The organism is Halobacterium sp. DL1 (assembly GCA_000230955.3).
GTDB lineage: Archaea > Halobacteriota > Halobacteria > Halobacteriales > Halobacteriaceae > Halobacterium.
In genome coordinates this window covers 601,912-622,248 of sequence record CP007060.1, presented here as the reverse complement: position 1 = coordinate 622,248, position 20,337 = coordinate 601,912, and the positions used below count along the sequence as shown (strand labels likewise).

Sequence of the window (20,337 nt, the reverse complement as noted above, 5' to 3'; positions counted from 1 at the left end):
AGCCTGGTACCAACACACAGAATTTTATATCGGAAGACCACCCCAGTTCGAACGTATGGTCCTCACAGACGTCCGCGCGCTCGACAGCATCACGCAGCTCGAGGAGGGGGAGTCCAGGAGCGTTGTGGTCGCCGGCAGCCACGGCGGCGAGTACGCGGGCTACCTCGCGGCGAAAGCGGGCGTCCGCGGCGTCGTCCTCAACGACGCGGGGGTCGGGAAGGACCTCGCTGGCATCGGATCGCTGGGTCTGCTCGACGGCGTCGGGCTCGCGGCGGCGACGGTGAGCAACGCCACCGCGCGCATCGGCGACGGGGTGGACTGTCTGCGCGAGGGCCGGGTGAGCTACGTCAACGAGACGGCCGCCGCGCTCGGCTGTCAGCCGGGCAGCGACACGTTCGGCTGCGTGGTCCGCATGCGCGAGGGCACCCCACCCGCGGACGTCCCGTCGCTCGGGAGCAACCGCTACCGGCTGGCCGACGGCGAGGTGCCCGTCTGGGGGATGGACTCGCTGTCGCTCATCGAACCGTTGGACGCCGGCTGCGTCGTCGTCACGGGTAGCCACGGCGCGCGCCTCGCCGGCGAGACGGAGTCCTACGTACCGACGGACGTCGCCGGCGCGGTGTTCAACGACGCTGGCGGCGGGAAGGAAGACGCGGGGACGACCCGCCTCCCGATGCTCGCCGACCACGACGTGCCCGCGGCGACGGTGGACGCGACGACGGCCCGCATCGGCGACGGCCGTTCGACGTGGGACGGGGAGTTGAGCGCGGTGAACGCGCCCGCGCGGTCGCTGGGCGTCGAACCCGGAATGGACTGCGAGGCGTTCGCCGAGTGCGTCCGCGGCGAGCCGATACGTTGAAGCGGACTCACGACAGTCGTGGCGTATGTTCACAGACGTCCACCACGTGGCGTTCCTGGTCGGCGACCTCGACCAGGCGGTCGAACGCTTCGAGCGCCAGTACGGCGCCGAACAGCTGACCAGGCGGGAGATGACCGGAGACTTCGAACTCGACGTGGCACTCTACCCCATCGGCAGCGTTCTCTTCGAACTCATCACGCCGACGACGGAGTCCGGGTGGGTGTACGAGACGTGGCGCGAGAACGGCGACGGCTTCTTCCACATCGCCTTCGAGGTCGAGGACATCGAGGAGAGCATGGCGGCGTTCCGCGAACAGGGGCTCTCCTTCGAGAGTGAACGGGCCCAGGAGGGGTTCGACTGGCAGGTCGCGACGTTCGATCCGGCGGACACGTTCGTACCGATGCAGATTGTCGAAGACGAGAAGACGATGGCCGAGCGGAAGGCGAACTTCTAGAGCGACCGGGGGACGAACAGCGTGATCTCCGGGACGTAGGTGATGATCAGCAGCGCGACCACCAGGATCCCGTAGTACACCTTCGTCTCCCGGAACACGTCGGCCACCGGGACGTCCGCGAGGTCCGCAGAGAGGTAGACGGAGAGCCCCAGCGGCGGCGTGAGCAGCCCCAGCATCAGGTTGAACACCATGATGACGCCGATGTGGACCGGGTCGACGCCGACCTGAGTGAGCGTCGGCACGACGATGGGCGTCATCATCACGAGGGCCGCGATAGGGTCGAGGAACAGCCCCAGGAACAGCAACACGACGTTGACGATGAGCAGCAGGACGAACGGGTTCGTCGAGATGCCGAACAGCGTCTGGGCGAACAGCGTGTCGATGTTCTCGACGGAGAGCACGAAGCTGAACACGCTCGCCGCCGCGAGAATGATGACGATGGTGCCGCTCGTCCGGGCCGTCTCGACGGCGGCCGTCCAGATGTAGCCGAAGTCGATGATGCGGTAGACGAGGGTGTTGATGACGAGGATGTAGAACACCGTCACGCCCGCTGCCTCCGTCGGGCTGAACACGCCGGCCAGCATCCCTGCGATGAGGACGACCGGCGTGAACAGCGCCGGGAACGCGTAGACGAACGTCCGGGCGATGGCCGACAGCGACGCGCGCTTGTCGTTGCTCGGGAGGTTCTGTGACTTGGCGATGTAGACGGTGCCGACCATCAGCGCGGCCACCGTCAGGAGCGCGGGCAGCGCGCCCGCCAACAGCAGCGACAGCACCGACACCTCCGCGATGATGCCGAAGATGATGAGCGGGATGCTCGGCGGGAAGATGGGGCCGACGGTCGCCGACGCGCTCGTTACCGCGGCGGAGAAGTCGGCGTCGTAGTCGGCGTCGGTCATCGACTTGATGAGGACGCGACCGACGCCGCCGATGTCGGCGAGCGCGGAGCCCGAGATGCCCGCGAAGATGAGGCTCGTGATGATGTTGACCTGCGCGAGGCCGCCGTCGTAGTGGCCGACGAGGCTGTCGGCGAACTCGAAGATGCGTTCGGTGATCTCGCCGTGGTTCATCAGCGAGCCGACGTAGATGAACAGCGGGATGGCGAGGAAGGTGAACGAGTCGAGCGCTCGAACCATATTCGTCGCCGAGAAGATGACCGGCTGTCCGGTGAGGAAGCTGTACGCCAGCGCCGGCGCGAGCAGCGCGACCCAGACGGGGACGCGGAGCAGCGCGAGCAGGATGAACAGGGCGATGACGATGACGCCGAGGACGCCCATCTACGCGAGCACCTCGTTGACGTCGGTGTAGATGCGGTGGACGTAGACGATAACGAGGAAGCCCAGTCCGACGACCGGCGCGAGGTAGTACAGCGGGATCGGGATCTGGACGACCGGCGCGGTGGAGTCGGCGAACTTCGTCATCGCGCGCAGCGACCCGAGCAAGACGACGAGCCCGGTGGCCAGGCTGACGACGCTGACGAGGATGTCGTGGATCGGCTGCCAGCTCTCGGGGAGGCGCTGGGAGAGGTAATCGATCTCGATGTGGCCGCGCTCGTAGGCGAGCGCGCCGACGACGAGGAACGCCAGCCACACCTCGAAGAACTGTGCGATGATCTGGAGTCCACTCCAGCCGAGGTCCAGGTTCCGGGAGGCGACGCGCCCGATCATGAGTACGAGGATGAGCAGCAGGGATAGCCCGGCCACTGCGTAGAGGGCTCTAGAGACCGTCTCAAAAGGAAGCCGGGACTCTGGCATCGTTAGGCGGGGTAGCCGTCTCCGTGGAGCTCTTCGATGGTGTCGATGAGGTCCGGGAAGTTCTCGCGGATGCGAGACCGGACGGCCGTGCGGAACGTGTCCATCTCTAGGTCCTCCGGCGGGACGATGGTGAGGCCCTTCTCCTCCATGAACGAGCGGTGGTCGGCGAGGTTCGCCTCGAGCGTCTCCGTCGCCTGCGGCTGGATCTCGCGGACGCCGTCGTACAGCACCTGCTGCTGGTCGCCGGAGAGGTCCTGGAAGACGTCGTCGTTGATGATGATGGCGAGCGGGACGTGCATGTGGTCGGTCTCCAGGACCGTGTTCTGGTGCTCCCAGATGCCCGACGAGCGGATGATGTTGTACGGGTTCTCCTGGCCCTGAATGCTGCCGGTCGCGAGCGCCTGGGGCACCTCGGAGAAGTCGATGTTGGTCGTCTGCGCGCCGAGGCCCTTCAGCGCCTCGGAGTACATCGCGATGGGCACCGCGCGCATCTTGTAGTTGCTCATCTGCTGGGGGTTCCGCGGCGGCTCACCCTCGACGTTGAGCGTGACGCGACGGGTCCCCTGGACCACTGCGCCGAGCGAGCGGATGCTGGTCTCGGAGACGAGGTCGTCGATGACCTGCTTGGCGATATCGGACTCCTGGGGGTCGGTCTTCTCGTAGATGTCCGCGTACGGGTTCTCGTCGTCGTACATGTACGGCGCGTCGAACACCTGCGCCGGGCGGTACTGCGTCCCCGTGAGCGCGTACGGGATGACGTACATGTCCAGGGAGCCCGAGGAGACGTTCTCGATGGACTCGATCTGGCCGCCGAGTTCGCTGTTCCGGTAGGCGTCGATCTCGACGGCGCCGTCGGTCTGCTCGGAGACGTAGTCGCCGAGCCACTCGGCCGCGTCACCGTGAACGGAGCCCGTCGCCGCCGGCGAGTTCGCGCGAAGTGTCGTCGTGCCACCACCGAGCAGACCGGTGCAGCCAGCCAGGACACCGAGTCCCGTGGCGGCTACGCCGGTCTTGATGTACGAACGCCTCGAAATTCTGCCATGGCTGCCACCTTCTACCATGATACTCTACCACAGGTGTATCCATATCAAGGTTCGTATTCGAGGTGACATCCTCCCCGGCGTGAACGCCGGGGCTTCCCGTACCGCAGGTGGGATATTTGCTGGTCTACGACACGGCTTGTTCTCTCGTGTGAAACGTCCCGCTCTCGCGGTCGAACAAGTATGTCGATGGCTGTGCCAGACAGCCGCTACTCCTATCCACAGAGGGATTCGGAGTTATCTTTTGTCTGATATTCTCTGCGCCATTGCAGTCAGCGTTGGCTACCAGCTCACAAGAGCCACACACGTACAGACCACGCTCAACTCGGTTACTGTCGGTGGTATCACCACATTTGCAGCAGGTTTTCGAGGTGTTCCACTCGTTTTCTTTCAGTACTTCAATACCGTGATTTTCGCCCTTGTAGGCGAGATACTGATATATCCGGTCGAACGCCCATGTGTGTAACCATTTGTTCGCCGTCTTACCGAGGTCTTCCGACCGGACATCTTCAGGCCAGCCGACCACGAGCGTCCCAACATCACGATCTACACACTCCTCAATGATCGTTTTCGTGAGTGTGTGGTAGAAGTGTGTCTCACGTCGAGTTCGCTTCTGTCGAAGGCGTTGGGCTTGCTGTGATGGACCATTTTCACCTTCCGTGTTGTACTCTTTCCGTTGGAAGTAGTGGTTATCTTGCTTGATCGTATTGCCGGGGTACAGCACGTACTCATCGGGGTAGGCGACAGCTGCGATATTCGACACGCCGAGATCAACACCAGCCACGCCCTTACCGGGTGAGTCTGGTGTTTCAATTGTTTCTCTCACGACGAAATGGACTTCCCACTGTTCGCCATTCCAGACGGCTCGAACGTTCTGAACGGTATCGACAGTAGAAAGATCAATGTCGTTGCGGGTATCGTATTCGCACAGCACGAAATCACCCCATCCGTCTTTTAGGTTTGCACCTTTACTGAGCCGGACTCGGTTATGTTTGGGGTCGTGCTTGAAGCCGTTGTCCTTGAACGTGACTGTTGAGCGCGGTCGAGTGTCGTACTCTTTGCGGTAGCCGGGGGGGTTAGCTGTCTCATCTTTGTGTCGAACGTCGAACCACGACTGGAAGGCGTCAGAAAGTTCTTCGATGACTTTCTGACTTGAGAAGGCGTTGAGGTTCTTCCAGCAGTGTTGGGCTTTCATGTAGGCTTTGAGTGTGCCTTCATCAGGGATTTCACCGGTTGCTTCCCATACCCGATCAACAGTCCATCGTGCGACGTTCCAGATTTTTGAGGCAGCGTCCCCAAGCGAATCCAGATCAGACTGCACCTGTTGGTGGTTTTGGACATCCCCAACATAGGTGCGAGTGACCTGAATCGCCATACATAGCCTATGTAGAACCAGTTACTTAATAGTTGTGGATTACCGTGGAATATCCGGCCAGAGTGTCATCGGTGGACTGGTCAGCAAGTGTCGGATTCACGCCCGCCGTAAACGGCGGGATTCTCTCCTTGTGAAAAGATAGTATTGTTGACGCATCAGAGCCGGTAATGGGATAGTACAACCGCTCTCAGTGCTGCATATTTCCGACAACGCACTCGACGATACGAGTCCGGCGAGGACCCCGGATCGTATCAGCTCACTAGAGCGATCAGGAGGAACAGCGATGCGACGGACGCGAGCGTCGTGAGGAAGACGTTGAGCGAGGCGAACTCCGTGTCACCGCCGAGTTCGCCCGCGAAGACGAACGTCGAGACGGCCGTCGGCGTCCCCAGCATTACGATGCTCGCTGTGAACGTCGCCGCGTCGACGGCGAGCGCCGAGAAGACGGCCCACGCGAGCGCTGGCATCACCAGTATCTTCATCGCGACGACGGAGCCCGTCGCCGCGTAGTCGATGGCCGGCAGGTCGACGTCGAGAGACGCCCCGACGCAGAGCAGCGCCAGCGGGAGCGCGAGGCTCCCGACGACGTCGAGGCCGCTGGCCGCTGCCGCGGGCACGTCGAGGCCCGCGGAGCCGACGGCGAGGCCGGCGAACAGCGACACCAGCACCGGGTTCGTGAACAGCTGTTTCAGTTCGTGGTGGATGGGGACCTCGGCGTCGTTGACGCCCACGAGGACGAGTATCGTCAGCGGCACCTGGACGATGGATATGATACCGAGGACGACGCCCGCGATGGCAGTCACCGTCGCGTCGAACGTCGCGGCGACGAGCGGGAACCCGAGGTAGCCGACGTTCGAGTGGTACGACTGGACGATGGCGACGCTCTGGCGTTGCGTCTGCCCACTCCCCCGGTGGATGGCCCAGGCGACCGCGGCCACCGCGAGGAGTACCCCGACGTGGCCGACGATCAGCGCCGGCGTCAGTAGCCGGCCGACCGCCTGGTCGTACGTCGAGACGAAGATGAGCGCCGGGAGCGCGACGTAGTAGGCGACGGCGTTCAGCCGGGCGCTGCGGGACTCGTCGAGGAGGCCGACCGAGCGGAGTCCGGCCCCCGCCAGCAGCAACACGAGCAGCCCCAGCAGTCGACCGACCAGCTCCATGTCCCCGCCAGTCGGTACGAGGACTTCCGTGTTCGGGTCCGCCCGATACTTGCTCCAACCGCGGTCGGGCGATGGGGTCCTCGGAGAGACCAAGTGGCTGGTGGTCGTCAGGACGGCGACGGGGAACCCCGGCCCGGAGGGTCGTGGCGTTCGATGGCTCCGCGACTACGCGTCCCTCGACAGGTCGCCGGGCGTCGTCTCCGCACCAGCGTCCTGGGCAGTCGTCGCGTCGGGCGCCCGTGCTGTGGGCTGCCGGTCCGGCGCTGGAAGCGAGAAGACGAGGACGGCGCCGGCGAGCACGAGCGCGGCGGCGGCGCCGAACGCGGGCAGGTAGCCAAAGGTCGCAACCCACCCGCCGAGCAGGCTACCCGCACCGCCCGCGAGGGCGCCGAGGGCCGTGTAGACGCCGAGGGTCTCTCCGCGGAGACCGGGCGGCGCCAGGCGGGTGACGAGCGCAGTCCCCACGACGGCGATGACCGCCCACGTCACCCCGATGGCGGCGAGGGCGACGCCGGCGGCCCCGAAGCCAAGCGACGCCGTCCCGACGCCCCCGACGACGGCGACTGTGGGGAACAACAGGCCGCGGACCGCGAGCGCGCCCGACTGGAGGCGGCGGACGTCGTACCGGGCGGCGAACCGACCGACGCCCTCGTACAGCACGGCCGAGGCGACGCTGGACGCGAGGTAGAGCGCGAACACTCGGCCGGCGTCGAAGCCGATGTCCGTGAGGAACAGCGGCAGCGGCGCCCAGAACGCGGCGAACCCCGTGAAGAACAGGACCGCGGCGACCAGGTAGGTCGTCAGGGGTGCATCGAGTCGGCGGTGGAGGCGTCGCAGGTCGAGCCCGCGGGTCGACCAGTAGAGCCGGTTCGGGGAGAAGGCGAACGTCGCCCCCCTGATGCCGCGCCGGGTCCCCGACAGCAGGCGCGCGATGCGCCGGGCCTCCCGCTCGCTCGTGACGTGGACTTCACCGCCGGTCCGCGGGAGCGAACGTGCGGCGCCGATGGAACTCACCGCGGCACAGGCGGCGAGCAGCCAGAACAGCGCACGGGTGACCGACCCGCCGCCGACGAGCCGGCTGCCGACGACTGGCCAGACCGCCCCGAGGACGAGGCCGACGGCCCAGCCGTACCCCTGGTACGTGTTGAGGCGCCCGATACATTCGTCCCAGGCGGACTCCGGGGCGTCGTCGACGACGAGCATCGTCGTCACGGGCGCGACCGACGACACCACGAGCCAGAGCGCCGCGTTCGCGACGACGACGGCGGTGATGCTGTCCAGCAGCGGCACCACTGCGAGCGCGGCGGCGACCGTCGCCAGCGTCGCGAGCACGAGCGGGCGGCGGTGGCCGACGCGGTTGGCGAGGCGACCGAACAGGATGGCGCCGGGCGCGCCGATGGCCGCGGCCGTCGCGGCGAGCAGTCCCAGTTCTACGGGCGACGCGCCGAGCTGGACGACGTAGAGGGGAACGAGCAGGGAGGCGCCGCCGAAGGCGACCGAGCCGAGCGCCCACGAGTAGAGCCATCGCTCCGTCATTGGGGGCAGTCTGCAGCCGAGAGGGTAACAACTACCGGTACGGAGCGTGGGGGCGACCCCATCGCCGGGCAGAGCGTTCGGAGAACAGTCCTCAGAAAAGGGACGGCGGCGGGGAGCGGGCTACTCCTCGGTGTCGGCGTTCGGCGCGTGTCGCTTCACGCTCTCGATGCCTTCGCGGGCGCGAGTGCGGTCGGCGTACCCCTGCCCGGCGTCGGCCAGGATGTTCCCGTTGCGGTGGCGGAGCCGCCAGCGGGCGTCGCCCGCGCTGTCCTCGAACAGTTCGAAGGCGGCGCGACCCACGTCCAGCACGGACGCCTCGGACGCGTACGTTTCGAAGCGCTCGACCGCGTCCTCTGCGCCGCCGCGGTCGGCGTACCCCTCGCCGGAGTCCGCCATGAGGCGGCCGTTCGCGCTCTCGAGGTGCCAGCGGTACTCGTCGCCGGCGTCCTCGTACACCTCGACGGTCATGTCGTCGAGGTTCGAACGGATGCGGTTGACCGCGCGGCGCGCGTCGCGGCGTCGGGAGTAGCCCTCCCCCGAGTCGGCGAGGACGTTGCCGTTCCGGTGGACGAGCCGCCAGCGCCACTCGCTGGCGCTGTCGCGGTAGATCTCGAAGCCCGTCGGGTCGAACTGGAGGTAGTCGGCCGGCCCCACGTACTCCTGGATGCGCTCGATGGCGGTCCTGGCGCCGCTACGGGACGTGTACCCCTCGCCGCCGTCGGCGATGACGTTGCCGTTGTCGTGGCGGAGGCGGAACCGGAACTCGCCCGCGTTGTCCTCGTACAGTTCGAACGACGCCTGGCTGGGGGTTTCCTCGACCGGCTCGAAGGACTCCTCGGCCTCGGGAAGGTCGGTCTCGCTTTCGACGTGTAGCACGGTCGCGCCGAGGGCGTTCCGTTGCACGCTCTGCATCCCCTTCTGGGCGTTGTGCTTCTGGGTGTACCCCTCGCCGCCGTCGGCGATGACGTTGCCGTTGCGGTGGCGGAGCCGCCAGCGGTACTGGCCACCCTTGTCCTCGTACAGTTCGAAGCGGGCCTGGCTCTGGCGGAGCGCGCGGAGCTGGGCCGCGAGGTCGGACTCGTCGGCCTCCGTGTCACTGACCGAGTGCCGGAGGTCCTCGGCTTCGGACTGCAGCGCCTCGTGTTCGTCCTCGCCCACAACGCCGGTCGTCAGCAGCGGGACGAACACGCCGCCGAGCCCCATCGCCAGCAGTCCCAGCGAGTAGAGGACGACGATGGTCGGCTGGCCTGTCTGCGGGCTCCAGTCGTAGGGGTACGCCAGGACGAACCAGGCGACTGCGACCAGACAGATGGCGGCGCCCGCGTAGACGAACAGTGTCGCCCCGCGTTTCAGTGGGAGCCGGATTATCGGCCCCGCGAACACGCAGACCAGCCCCGTTGCGGCGGCCACGACGGCCCACTGGCGGAGCGCGCCGGCCGACTCGCTGGGGACGAACAGCAGGATGCCGGCGACGCCGAGGACGACCCCGAGCGCGAACAGCCAGTACCCCCGCACCTCGTCGTCCGTCGTCGCCGTGCCGATTCGGCTGCGGTACCACCGATTGAGCGCGCCGTCTGTCGTGGATTCTGTCGCCATGTTATCGTCACGTACTACCTCGCGTGGCCACCACTTAACCATTGGTAACGAATGACAACCTCGTCGGGATGCGGCCCGCGACGTCTCGACAGCCACGCGTCTGCTTTTAACACCCCCGGCCCCGTACCCGATAGCAACCCCGTCATGGACCGATTCGCATCCCTCCACGACCGCCGCTGGACGACGATGGAGGGCCTCGCGTCGTTCGTCGCCGTCGCCACCGGCGTGACGATGGACCGCCGGAGCGGTGGTGCCCACTGATGGTAGTCTCCATGCACATGAGCTGGCGGCACGTCCTGTTCGCCAACTGGCCGGTCGACCCGTCGGTGGTCCGACCGCACCTCCCCGAGGCGCTCGACCTCGACACGTTCGACGGACGGGCGTGGCTCTCCGTCGTCCCGTTCACGAACGTCGACGTCCGGCCGACGTGGGCGCCGAAGGACCTCGGGTTCCGCCTGCCCGAACTCAACCTGCGGACGTACGTCACCCACGACGGCGACCCAGGCGTCTACTTCTTCAGCCTCGACGCCGAGGGAGTGTTCGGCGTCCTCGGAGCGCGACTGCTCCACTCCCTCCCGTACTACTACGCCCGCATCGACCTCCAGACCGACGGCGAGCGCGTGCGCTTCGAGAGCGACAGGCTCCACCCGGGCGCTCGCCCGGTCCGCTTCCGGGGGACGTACGAGCCGACCGGCGACCGCGTGTCCGTCGAACCCGGCTCGCTGGCCCACTTCCTCGTCGAGCGGGGCCGCTACTACACGGAGTCCCCCGCGGGCGAAATCAAGTACGCGACCGTCGACCACGAGCCGTGGCCGCTCTACGAGGCCGACGTCTCGATCGAGGCGAACACGCTGTTCCGCGCGAACTGGTTCGCCCACCCGGAGACCGACCCCGTCCACTTCTACAGTCCCGGCGTCGAGACCGTCGCGTCGCCGAGCCGTCGCGCGTAACCACTGCCGCGTAGGCCCGGGTTACCGACAGCCTGCGTCGCCGATACGTTCAAACGGGAGCGTCGCCTCTCTCCGTCTCTATGATGCTGCCGACGCACGCGCTCGCTGGAATGGTGCTGGCCCTCCCCGTCGCGCTCGCCGCACCAGAGTACGCCGGCGTCGTGCTCCTCGCAGGCCTCCTCGGTGGTGTGCTCCCGGACCTCGACCTCTACGTCGCCCACCGCAAGACGCTGCACTACCCGGTGTACTACTCGGTGGCCGGCGCTGGAGCGGTCGTCACCGCTGTCCTGATTCCGACCCCGACCACTGTCGCCGCCGCCGTCTTCCTGGTGGCCGCGGCGGTCCACAGCGTGAGCGACGTCTTCGGGGGCGGTCTGGAACTCCGTCCCTGGGAGGCGACCTCCGAGCGGGCCGTCTACGACCACTTCCGGGGCCGGTGGGTCGCCCCGCGTCGCTGGGTGGGCTACGACGGCTCTCTCGCTGACCTGGCGCTCTCCGTCGGGCTGGCCCTCCCGCTGCTGACGACCCAGACCGGGCTGCTCTGGTGGGTCGTCGTCGCCACGCTGGCGGTCGCCGGCGTCTACGCGGCAGTCCGCCGTGTCCTCCCCTCGCTCGTCGTCCGCGTCGTCGCGGTGCTCCCGGTGGAGACGCACGCCCACATCCCCGACCGGTACGTCGCGACGCAGGCCGGTCAGTCGCGGCGCCCCGGAGATGGGTAGCCGCAGTCGAACCGTCTTCCCAGTCTCTCCGAGCCACCCCCTCTACGCAATCCACATGTCGCGTCGGTGCGTGGGCAGAGAGGAACGCGGAGGTCCCACAGTCCGATGACCGAACTACTCGACGCCGCCGTGCTCGCGCTCAGAGTGGCCGTCGTGGGCACGCTGGTCGAGGCGCTCCGCCAGCGCAACGCCTCGGCGGCGGTCAACGCGCTCTTCGTTCTCGTCGTCGCCTTCCTGCCGCCCATCGCCGCGCTCGCCTCGGGCGGCGCTGTCGATGTCGACCCTGTGGTCGCGCTGTGGCTCGCGGCAGCCGGGTTCCTCCACTCGCTGGGCATGCTGGGGCTCTACGAACGCGACACCACGTGGTGGTGGGACCACCTGACCCACACCGTCTCGGCCGCGCTCTTCGCGGCGTTGCTGTACGCTGGCCTCCTCGTCGGTGTCGCGGGCGCGCCGGAGGTGGCCCTCTCCACGGAAGCCGTCGCTGGCCTGACCATCCTGTTCACGCTCGCCATGGGCGTCTTCTGGGAACTCGTCGAACTGGTCGCCCGCGAGGTCGGCGAGCGCTTCGACGTCGAACCCGTGCTCGTCCACTACGGGCGCCGCGACACCGCACTCGACCTGCTGTTCGACGTCGTGGGCGCGGTGCTCGTCGTCGGCCTCGACCTCAGGCTGTTCGTGCCGCTCGTCGAACAGTTTCCCGACGTGACCCGCCTGCTCGTGCTCTGGGGCGGCGGTATCGTGGTCGTCGGGTCCGTCCTCATGGCGCTCGGCGTCGGCCTCGGCGGCAAGGCGTGACGGGAGTACCGAGAGCGGTGCGCTCGGGGGATGCTTCCGTGTCACCCTGGTTTCAAATAACGATTTATACTCGTTCCACGAATCATCCACAGTGACCAAGGATTGTTCGGCAGAACCACGCGACTCCAGCGGATTCGATTCAGGTAACGTATCTGACCCGATTCCGAAAGAACTCCTTGAGTATTTGCATAACTCGATTGGTGCGAACCTGCGGTCCGTCGCCCACTACGACCGCGACACCGCGGTCATCGAGACGAACGACGACCTCGACGACCAGCCCGGCGAGGCCCGCGTCGAGGAGATCATCGACGACCTCCGCCTCCAGGACGTCGGCCGGACGAGACAGGAGAACCTCTACAGCGTGGGCGCGCTCTACTGCACGATCCGCGCCTTCGACGACGCGCTCATTCTCCACTTCATCCAGGGGGACGCACGCGGCACACTCGTCTCCCTCGACCCCGCGACCGCTCCCGGACTCACCGACTTCATCTACGACGTGCTCAACATCCTGCACAACCACTCCGAGCAGGGGATATCGAGCGCACCCCCGTGGTCTAGCGACGAAGAATAGCCCGCGTCACACATTCGTCGTTCCGCCGACCGCCGTCACGGATTTCTGACGACGCGCCGTACGTTCCGTGTGAACTCAGACCACGCTACTCGCGGGTCGGCCGACGAGGACGCCCCGACTGGTAGCCGTGGAGGGAGCGGTTCACGCCGCACGGTGCTCGGCGGTCTGGCGGCCGCCGGCGTCGCCACAACGCTCCCGGTCGGCCAGCGGCGCCTGCTTACGCGGCGTGGACGGCGTCGAGCAGTTCGTCGTAGTCCGGTTCGTTCGTCGGGTCGTCGGCGACCCAGGTGTGGACGACCGTCCCGTTCTCGTCGACGACGAACGTCGCGCGGTTGGCGACGCCGTAGAGGCCGAGGTCGGGGATGTCCATCTCGAGGCCGAACTGCCGGATGGCCGCCCCGCCCATGTCGCTGACGAGGTCGAACTCGATGCCGTGTTCCTCGCAGAACGCCCCCTGAGCGAACGGCGAGTCGACGCTCACGCCGAGGACGGTCGCGCCCGCGTCCTCGAACTCGTCGAGGTGGTCCTGGAGCGCGACCATCTCGTTCGTGCACGGCGGGGTGAACGCGCCCGGGAAGAACGCGAGGACGACCGGGCCGTCGCCGAGGTGGTCGTCCAGGTCGAAGTCCTCGTGGTCGCTCGTCCCGACCGTCGCGGAGAACGTCGGGACGCTGTCGCCGGTTGTCAGCATAGCCGAACATACGGCCCGGCCACAGAAAAAAATCCGGCGCGAACATGGACGCGGGCGGCGAGCGCCTACCCCAGGAGGTAGCGCGTCCAGGGGTAGCGCTCAACGAGCGCCTGGCCACCGACGTCGTACTGCTCGATGGCTGCGTCGAGGCCCAGGATGCGTCCGGCGCCGAACGCTGCGACGGAGAGGAAGACGAGCATGTACGCGAAGTCGCCGTTGATGTAGCCGTGGGCGATGTCCCAGTTGCCGAGGTAGAACAGGAGCATCATGAACGCCCCGAAGAACGCCGCGAGGCGCGTGAACGCGCCGACGAGGAGGCCGAGACCGATGAGCACCTCGCCCCACGGCACCGCGACGTTGACGAAGTCGACGAACCAGGGCGTGCTCCCCATCTGGACGAACAGGTCCGCGACCGGACTGCCGTTCGCTGGCGGCGCGTTCTGCAGGTAGCCTGCCGCGCTGAAACTTCCGGACAGGACCTTGTCGACGCCGCTCTGGAAGAACGCCAGCCCCACCATCAGCCGCAGCGCGAGGATGAACCAGACGCTCAGCGTGTGGAGGCGCCCCGAGGCGGTGAACCCGCCAACGGTGCTGTCGAGTCGCACCTCTTCTGCGGACATAATATCAGTTAGACTCGATGGGAGGAGTAAATAGCTGCCGGGCGCGGCCGGTCAGTCCCGGCCGACCAGGAACTGCTCGAGGACGCGGGGCCAATCCGAGGGTCAGTCTGTCCCCAACGTGTTGGGCGCCGCTAGCCGCTGGTGCTCTGGAAGCCACGCCGGACCGACATGGCGTGGGCGTAGTCGGAGTTCGAGAGCACGCCGACGAGGGCCCCGTTCTCCTCGACGAGCGCATTCGAACTGCCCGACTGGTTGAGCAGGGCCAGCACGTCGAAGGCGTCGTCGGTCGGTTCGACACGAGTCACGGTGCGAACGACGTCGCCGATACGGGTCGTCGCGCGGTCCTTACCGCGGACCGCTTTGAGGTCGTCGAGAGTCACCAGCCCGAGGGGGTCCCCAGCGTCGTCGACCACGAGGTGAACGGACTGGCGGTCGCGGAGCAGCTGGTCGCCGAACTCCGTGATGGTCGTGTCGGCCTGGACGGTCGCCGGGTCGCGAGTCATGATGTCGCCGACGGTGATGCCCTCGAGCAGTTCGTCGAGGAGGACCGTCCGCGACTCCGTCGTCGCCGCGCCGTAGATGAAGAACGCGAGCAGGAGGAGGATGACGTTGAAATTGAGGACGCCGACGATGGCGAACAGGAACGCGAACCCGACGCCGACCCGCGCCGCGATCCGGGTCGCGCTCCCGTACGGCCGGTTGCGCGCGAGGATGGCGCGGAAGATGCGGCCCCCGTCCATCGGGAACGCTGGGAGGAGGTTGAACCCGGCCAGCAGCAGGTTCGTCAGCGCGAGGTAACCGAAGACGAACCGCACGACGGGGAGTGACTCCGGGACGGCGAGGACGCCGACGTAACAGACCGCGCCGACGAGAACGCTCGTCGCCGGGCCGGCGATGGCGATCCAGAACTCGCGGTTCCACTCCTTCGGGAGCGCCTTCAGCGACGCGATGCCGCCGAGAATCCAGAGGGTGATCGACTCGATCTCGATGCCGTACCGCAGCGCCACCCACGAGTGGCCGAGTTCGTGGAGCGTGACGCTGACGAACAGCCCGACCGCAGCCGTGATGCCGATGACCCACGGTGTCGACCCGACCTGGAGACGCGCCAGGTCGAAGCCCGCGCCCGTGAACCCCTCGATGAGACCGGCGTACAGTTCGATCTGCTGACCACTCCCGATGAGCCACGCCAGAATCGGGAGGAAGATCAACAGCGACGTGTTGATCCGGATTGGGATGTCCCAGACCTCAGTGATAGTGAAACTCCGCATACCCACTGGTAGCACCCCGGCCCCTTAGGTGACCTGAAAACGGAACCCAGCAGCGACGACCGTCCGCGTCCAGTTCCCCGGAGACATCTCGCCCGCGAGTGTGTTTACGTCCCCGGTCCGAGGTAGCCCCACGCCTGCAGGCGGTCGCCCTCGCCGCGCAGCCACCGCTCGCCGATGTCGTCGCGGTAGTAGAGGTTGGGGATGACGATGTCGTCGATGCGGCCGTACAGTTGCTCCCTGGCCTCACGCATCGTCTCCCCCTTGCCGGTGACGACGATGGGCATCCCGTTCTCGCCGGCGACGCGCCACTGGCAGTCCTCGTCGGCTCGCGGGTCGCACGGCTCCCCGCTCGCCGTTCCTGTGTCGCGTACCGACACGCACTTCGCGTCCTCGATGTGGATTCCCTCGCGGCGCTCCGTCTCGAAGACGATGGCGGCGTTCCGGGAGTTCTCGTCGTACGTCTGCTCGTCGTCGAAGGGGAACGGCGGGAGCACGATGCGGGCGCCGACCTGGAACCCCTGGTGGACGGAGAGTTCGGGGTCGATGCCGTGGGCCAGGTCGTAGAAGAACGCCCCCGTGGGCGACTCGAAGGACTCCTCCTGGAGCGAGATGGTGGGGTAGCCGAATCGCGGCGTGAACTCCAGGGGGTAGATGCCCGAGGCGTTGACGATGCAGTTGACGTCGATACTGCCGACGTACCCCTCCTCGGCGAGCCACCCCTCGAGTTTGCCGAGCGTCTCCGTGAACAGTTCGTTGTGCCCACCCCAGAACATCGACGTCCCCATCTCTCCGGTCTGCGGGCCGACGTTCCCCGGGAACAGCTTCTTGTGCTCGAAGTTGAAGTTCACCTGGTCGATGAACGAGTCCCCGTCGAAGAACCCGCAGACGGCTATCTCGACGCCCTCGACCTTCCGCTGGAGCTGGAACCCCTTCATCCGGTGCCCCCACGCCTTCTCGTAGGCCCGCAGCACGTCCACCACGTCGCTGCCGTCGTCCTCGTTGCCGACGTAGAGCAGACGCTTGACGTTCTGGACCTCCCCCAGGGGTTTGATGACGTACGGCGCGGGGTGTTGCTGGACGAACTCGATGCCCTCGCCGAAGTCGTGGAAGATGTGGTGTTCGACGGTGTTGACGCCGTGGTCCTCCAGGACCTCCATCGCGTAGCCGCGGTCCTCCTCGAGGTGGTCGGTGTTCGGCGTCCCCCCGACGACGGCCTTGCCCTCCGCCCGGAGCTCCTCCGCGAGCCCGCCGGTCCCGATGTCGGAGCCAACCCAGATGTCGTCGAAGATGACGACATCGGCCCACTCGACGTCACTCCGCCAGTCGTCGGTCTTCGGGACGAACCCGTCCCCGATCTCCTGGTCGGATTCGGCCTCGATGTAGTACTTGACGTCGTGGCCCTCCCGGTGGACCTGCCAGGCGAGGTCCGTGACGAGGGCGGCGTCCGCAGAGACGAAGAGGAAACGCTTCGATTCCATGCGTAGTTACGAGGTAGTAGCGACTTGAAGGTGGCGTACTGCGGGGTCCCGCGGGACGCCGACGGAGTGGCTCCCTGGGTGTCGAGAGCAAGTAGAGGGCGGCAACTCCAACCGAGGGTTTTCGGGAGCGACACCGGTTCACCCTGACACTCGCCACGACCTGAACACCACGACCAGAATAGTCCGCCGCCGACCGACCACGGCTCGACGGAATTGGAGCCTCCGTTGCCTACCCATCATAATTCACTAGTTTAAGGTAATTTGCCACTTACGCGGGGTCGAGCCTCCACGAACGCGACAGGCGTCAGTCGCGCGACGTCACCGCTGAGCGGCGAGCGTGTTCACGACACCGCCCGCCCGTGGTGAGGAAATAGTCGAGCAGTTCGGGCACCGAGTAGCGTTCAAACGTTCGTGCAGTCACAGCCGCCCCGTTCGAGGAGGTCCGAGACGTCGTACTGCGTCTCGCAACGCTGGCAGAGCACCCGGAGGTCGAGGAAGACAGAGAACTCCGGGAGGTCGAGGCGCCCCGTCTCGCGGAGCTTCTCCACCCGGTCCTCGGTGACCGAGAGCGCCCGGTTCGAGAGGCGCTCGATGGTCTCCCGGTCCTTCCGGAGCTTCTCCGAGTCGGAGTACTCCCGGTACTCGGCATCCCGCCAGGACTGCAGGTACGACCGCACGGCCTGGTACGTGACGAACGCCGACTCCAGCGCGTCGACGTCGACGCCGTTCCGTCGCAGTCGCGTCCGCGTGTCGGTCCGGACCCCGGGGCTGACGTCGTCGTCCGTGAGGGCCTCGTACGTCGTCTCGACGTCCCGTTCGAGGACACGCATCCCGGCGTCGCGCAACGCCGCCTCCACCAGCCGCCGGTTGAACAGGTCCGCGAGGTCCCGCAGACTCGTTCGTTCGGCGCCCTCGCCGGTCCACCGCGCCTCTAGGTCGTCGCCGAGTCCGTCGAGCTCGTAGTCCGCAATCAGTCGCGCCACCTTGCTCGAGGGCCGGTCGTCGCGTGAGTCAGTCATGCGGAGTGGCTCAGATGTCGGTGATGCGGGTGTGTTCGTCCGCGAGCGCCGCGGCGTCCTCGTGGAGCAGTGCCACCACGAGGTAGTCCGCGTAGTCCGCGAAGTAGTCGACGAGGTCGGCGATGCGGTCGGCGTCGATGGCCTCCAGGGAGTCCAGGAGCATGAACGGCACCGACTCGTGGAGGTCGTGGACCAGGTAGCCCGCCAGCGCGAAGATGAGCCCGGTGACCTCGCGCTCGGACTCGCTGAGGTGGCGGACCGAGTCCTCGTAGGCCGTGCCACCCTCGGTGCTCCGGACGACGTGGAGGTCGAAGTCGACGCGCTCGGACTGCTCGCGACCGTCCCGGACCGTGCGCTCGACGCGCTCGATCCAGATGCGGTCGATGTTCTCGTAGCCGAGGACGTCGAGGATGGCGTCCATGTGGTCGTTGAACTGCTCCACGGCGGCCGACTCGATCTGTTCGATCTTCGTCCGTCGGTCAGTCAACTCCGCGAGGAGTTCTTCGCGTTCCTCCCGGAGCGCGTCGGCGCGTTCGACCTGCGACTCGATGGACGCTATCTCGGCCTCGACGTCCTCCAGGTCGGACTCGAGGCGCTCGATCTCGAACTCGAGCTGGTTCGCCTCCCGGTGGAGCGCGAGGACCTCGTCGAAGTCGCCCGTCTCGGAGTCCTCGACGGTCACCTCCAGTGCTTCGACGTCCGCGGTCAGGCGCTCGCGGCGGTCCTTCAGGCTCTCTATTCGCTCCCGGCGCCGGTCGAGTTCGTCCTCCAGTCCCTCGACGTCCGCCTCGAGTTCCGACCGGCGGTCGCGCTGCTCCTCGGCCGCGCGTTTTTGCTCCTTGCGCTCCCCGAGGGTCGACTCCACGTCGTTGAGTTCGGCCACCGTTTCGCTCTGCTGGTCTCGGAGTCGCTCGACGGTCGCCTCGATCTGGGACCGCTCGACCGAGGAGCCACACGTCCAGCAGACCACCGTCTCGTCGCCGACCAGCTGGTCGGTGACGTCACCGTCCCCCGCTTCCTCGGCGCCGAGGAGTTCGTCGCCGCCGTCCTCGAGTCGCTGTTCGTTGTACTCCACCAGGCTCTGGAGCTCGGAGATTTCGCCGTTGAGCGTCTGGCGGCGCCGCCGCAGTCGGTCAAGTTCGTCCTCGAGTTCGTCCGTGTCCGCGACCGGTTCGTCGCGCAGGTCCTCGAGTTCGGCCTCGAGCTCCCGGCGTTCCCGCTGCAGGGAGCCGATGCTCTCGTTCTCGTCCTCGACGCGCCGACGAACCTCCTCGAGGTCCGACCGGGTCTCCTGTAGTTCGTCGAGCGCGTCCTCGACGTCCGAGCGCTCGCTCCGGCGCGCCTCGACGTCGCGGCTCTGCTCGTCGATCTCCGACTCGACCTCCGCGAGGCGCTCGCGCTTCTCGTCGACCTGCTCCCGGAGCCCTCGCCGCCGCCGTTCGAGGTCCGGGAGGTCGCGCTTGCGGTTCTCGATGGTCGCGAGTTCGTCCTGGACCTCCCCCTTGCGCGCCTCGAGCTCCTCGATGTCGGCGACGATGGCGTCGACGTCGACCGGCCGCATGATGATGTCGCGCAGGTCGCCGTCCAGGGCGACGGCTCGCCGGGCTTCGTTCGTCTCCAGGAGGAAGGCGAACAGTTCGGCGACTCCGGGGTCCTCGAGGTAGCCCTCACCGGTGACCCTGAGGCTCCCGTCGGCCCGAGTGAGCGTCCGCTCGTACGTCTCCCCGCGGAACTCGAAGGAGACCCGCCCCTCCTCGGCGCTCCCCTTCAGTGTCACCCTGTCGCTGCCCATCGCCGCCATGATCGCCTGGAGAAACGACGTCCGGTTCGTCGCGTTCTGGCCCGCGAGGACGGTCACGCCGGGGGGTACGTTCACCGTCGTCTCCGTGATTCCCCCGACGTTCTCCACGTCGAGCCGAGCGGACGCTGTGGTCTGCGGTGACATGGTCGTTGGTTGGTGGTCAACAGTGGAAGGCATAAGTCCCTCGGCCGGAGCGGTCCTGAAAGACTACCAGCGTGCCTGAGACAGTCGAACGACGGCGGCGCGGCCCATTTACTGACCCAGGAGGGCGCGTGACTCCACCCGGTCGAACTCCGCTTCGATAACAGGTGTACACTTGTTAGTTCTACTCCTCCCGTCCCGTCGGTCCACGTAGTGAGAGTGTTCGACCCACGAGACCTAATGGTTTTTTAACTGGCAGGTTCACACTACCCTCTGAATTCGTACAATAGAGGACGACGCCAGTACGACGACCAGTCTCGGGGCGGAACGCCCCCACTATCCGGCACGGTGCAGACGAACGCAACCCGAGTGCTACATCGCGACGCACGATCACCCTGTCGACCTCGAGGTATCAATTGGTCTTGTCATATCGGTTCTCGTAGTTGCTCTCCGGACGGACGTGGGACGCGAGAGATACGGGTTCACGTCCGGTTCAGGGACTGCCAG

At 66.7% G+C, this 20,337-nt stretch carries 20 protein-coding genes; 8 read left to right on the top strand and 12 right to left on the bottom strand.

Annotated elements, in window-relative coordinates; all coding sequences use genetic code 11:
• Positions 1-55: 55 nt before the first annotated feature.
• Genes HALDL1_04630 through HALDL1_04620 form a run of 3 tightly spaced genes read left to right on the top strand, consistent with a single transcriptional unit; the run spans position 56 to position 1,313 of the window.
• Entirely contained in the window at positions 56-859 is an 804-nt protein-coding gene (locus HALDL1_04630; GenBank protein AHG02964.1) for a hypothetical protein, read from the top strand.
• Positions 748-978, top strand: coding sequence for a hypothetical protein (locus tag HALDL1_04625; GenBank protein ID AHG02963.1), 231 nt, complete (start codon positions 748-750; stop codon positions 976-978). The genes HALDL1_04630 and HALDL1_04625 overlap by 112 nt, the downstream gene beginning before the upstream one ends.
• Complete coding sequence (locus HALDL1_04620) at positions 906-1,313, top strand: hypothetical protein (protein AHG05162.1); 408 nt, start codon at positions 906-908, stop codon at positions 1,311-1,313. Before HALDL1_04625 ends, HALDL1_04620 begins: the two co-directional genes overlap by 73 nt.
• Here the strand turns inward: HALDL1_04620 and HALDL1_04615 are convergent.
• The 6 genes from HALDL1_04615 to HALDL1_04590 all read right to left on the bottom strand — a co-directional run bounded on the left by HALDL1_04615 (position 1,310) and on the right by HALDL1_04590 (position 9,774).
• Complete coding sequence (locus tag HALDL1_04615; GenBank protein AHG02962.1) at positions 1,310-2,590, bottom strand: ABC transporter permease; 1,281 nt, start codon at positions 2,588-2,590, stop codon at positions 1,310-1,312. The genes HALDL1_04620 and HALDL1_04615 overlap by 4 nt on opposite strands.
• A complete protein-coding gene (locus tag HALDL1_04610; protein ID AHG05161.1) occupies positions 2,591-3,016 on the bottom strand; it encodes a hypothetical protein in 426 nt (141 codons plus the stop codon).
• A gap of 53 nt (positions 3,017-3,069) precedes the next feature.
• A complete protein-coding gene (locus HALDL1_04605) occupies positions 3,070-4,128 on the bottom strand; it encodes a C4-dicarboxylate ABC transporter substrate-binding protein (protein ID AHG02961.1) in 1,059 nt (352 codons plus the stop codon).
• Positions 4,129-5,733: 1,605 nt separating this feature from the next.
• Positions 5,734-6,642: a malonate transporter gene (locus tag HALDL1_04600; GenBank protein AHG02960.1), complete on the bottom strand. Its 909-nt coding sequence runs from the start codon at positions 6,640-6,642 to the stop codon at positions 5,734-5,736.
• 165 nt (positions 6,643-6,807) lie between these two features.
• Positions 6,808-8,178 carry an MFS transporter gene (locus HALDL1_04595; protein AHG02959.1) on the bottom strand — a complete coding sequence of 457 codons (1,371 nt, stop codon included), beginning with the start codon at positions 8,176-8,178 and terminating at the stop codon, positions 6,808-6,810.
• A gap of 120 nt (positions 8,179-8,298) precedes the next feature.
• Positions 8,299-9,774, bottom strand: a complete 1,476-nt coding sequence (locus tag HALDL1_04590) for a hypothetical protein (protein ID AHG02958.1) — start codon at positions 9,772-9,774, stop codon at positions 8,299-8,301.
• 144 nt (positions 9,775-9,918) lie between these two features.
• Between HALDL1_04590 and HALDL1_04585 the strand changes: the two genes are divergently transcribed.
• From HALDL1_04585 to HALDL1_04565, 5 genes are all read left to right on the top strand, one after another.
• The gene (locus tag HALDL1_04585; protein AHG05160.1) at positions 9,919-10,035 is read left to right on the top strand and encodes a hypothetical protein; all 117 of its coding nucleotides are present in this window, start codon (positions 9,919-9,921) and stop codon (positions 10,033-10,035) included.
• The gene (locus HALDL1_04580) at positions 10,035-10,724 is read left to right on the top strand and encodes a hypothetical protein (GenBank protein AHG02957.1); all 690 of its coding nucleotides are present in this window, start codon (positions 10,035-10,037) and stop codon (positions 10,722-10,724) included. Before HALDL1_04585 ends, HALDL1_04580 begins: the two co-directional genes overlap by 1 nt.
• 80 nt (positions 10,725-10,804) lie before the next feature.
• Positions 10,805-11,443: a membrane protein gene (locus HALDL1_04575; GenBank protein ID AHG02956.1), complete on the top strand. Its 639-nt coding sequence runs from the start codon at positions 10,805-10,807 to the stop codon at positions 11,441-11,443.
• Between the two features lie 105 nt (positions 11,444-11,548).
• A complete protein-coding gene (locus HALDL1_04570) occupies positions 11,549-12,241 on the top strand; it encodes a hypothetical protein (GenBank protein AHG02955.1) in 693 nt (230 codons plus the stop codon).
• Positions 12,242-12,425: 184 nt separating this feature from the next.
• Complete coding sequence (locus tag HALDL1_04565) at positions 12,426-12,812, top strand: hypothetical protein (GenBank protein AHG05159.1); 387 nt, start codon at positions 12,426-12,428, stop codon at positions 12,810-12,812.
• Positions 12,813-13,029: 217 nt separating this feature from the next.
• Here the strand turns inward: HALDL1_04565 and HALDL1_04560 are convergent, their stop codons facing one another.
• From HALDL1_04560 to HALDL1_04535, 6 genes are all read right to left on the bottom strand, one after another.
• Positions 13,030-13,503: a peroxiredoxin gene (locus tag HALDL1_04560; GenBank protein AHG02954.1), complete on the bottom strand. Its 474-nt coding sequence runs from the start codon at positions 13,501-13,503 to the stop codon at positions 13,030-13,032.
• Positions 13,504-13,568: 65 nt separating this feature from the next.
• Positions 13,569-14,123 (bottom strand): DoxX family protein, encoded by a 555-nt coding sequence (locus tag HALDL1_04555; GenBank protein ID AHG02953.1) that lies wholly within the window; start codon positions 14,121-14,123, stop codon positions 13,569-13,571.
• Positions 14,124-14,254: 131 nt separating this feature from the next.
• Positions 14,255-15,391 carry a metalloprotease gene (locus HALDL1_04550; protein ID AHG02952.1) on the bottom strand — a complete coding sequence of 379 codons (1,137 nt, stop codon included), beginning with the start codon at positions 15,389-15,391 and terminating at the stop codon, positions 14,255-14,257.
• A gap of 104 nt (positions 15,392-15,495) precedes the next feature.
• Positions 15,496-16,869 (bottom strand): phosphoribosylamine--glycine ligase, encoded by a 1,374-nt coding sequence (locus tag HALDL1_04545; protein ID AHG02951.1) that lies wholly within the window; start codon positions 16,867-16,869, stop codon positions 15,496-15,498.
• A gap of 401 nt (positions 16,870-17,270) precedes the next feature.
• Complete coding sequence (locus HALDL1_04540; protein ID AHG02950.1) at positions 17,271-17,888, bottom strand: hypothetical protein; 618 nt, start codon at positions 17,886-17,888, stop codon at positions 17,271-17,273.
• 10 nt (positions 17,889-17,898) lie between these two features.
• Positions 17,899-19,833 carry a chromosome segregation protein SMC gene (locus HALDL1_04535; GenBank protein ID AHG02949.1) on the bottom strand — a complete coding sequence of 645 codons (1,935 nt, stop codon included), beginning with the start codon at positions 19,831-19,833 and terminating at the stop codon, positions 17,899-17,901.
• Between the last annotated feature and the right edge of the window lie 504 nt (positions 19,834-20,337).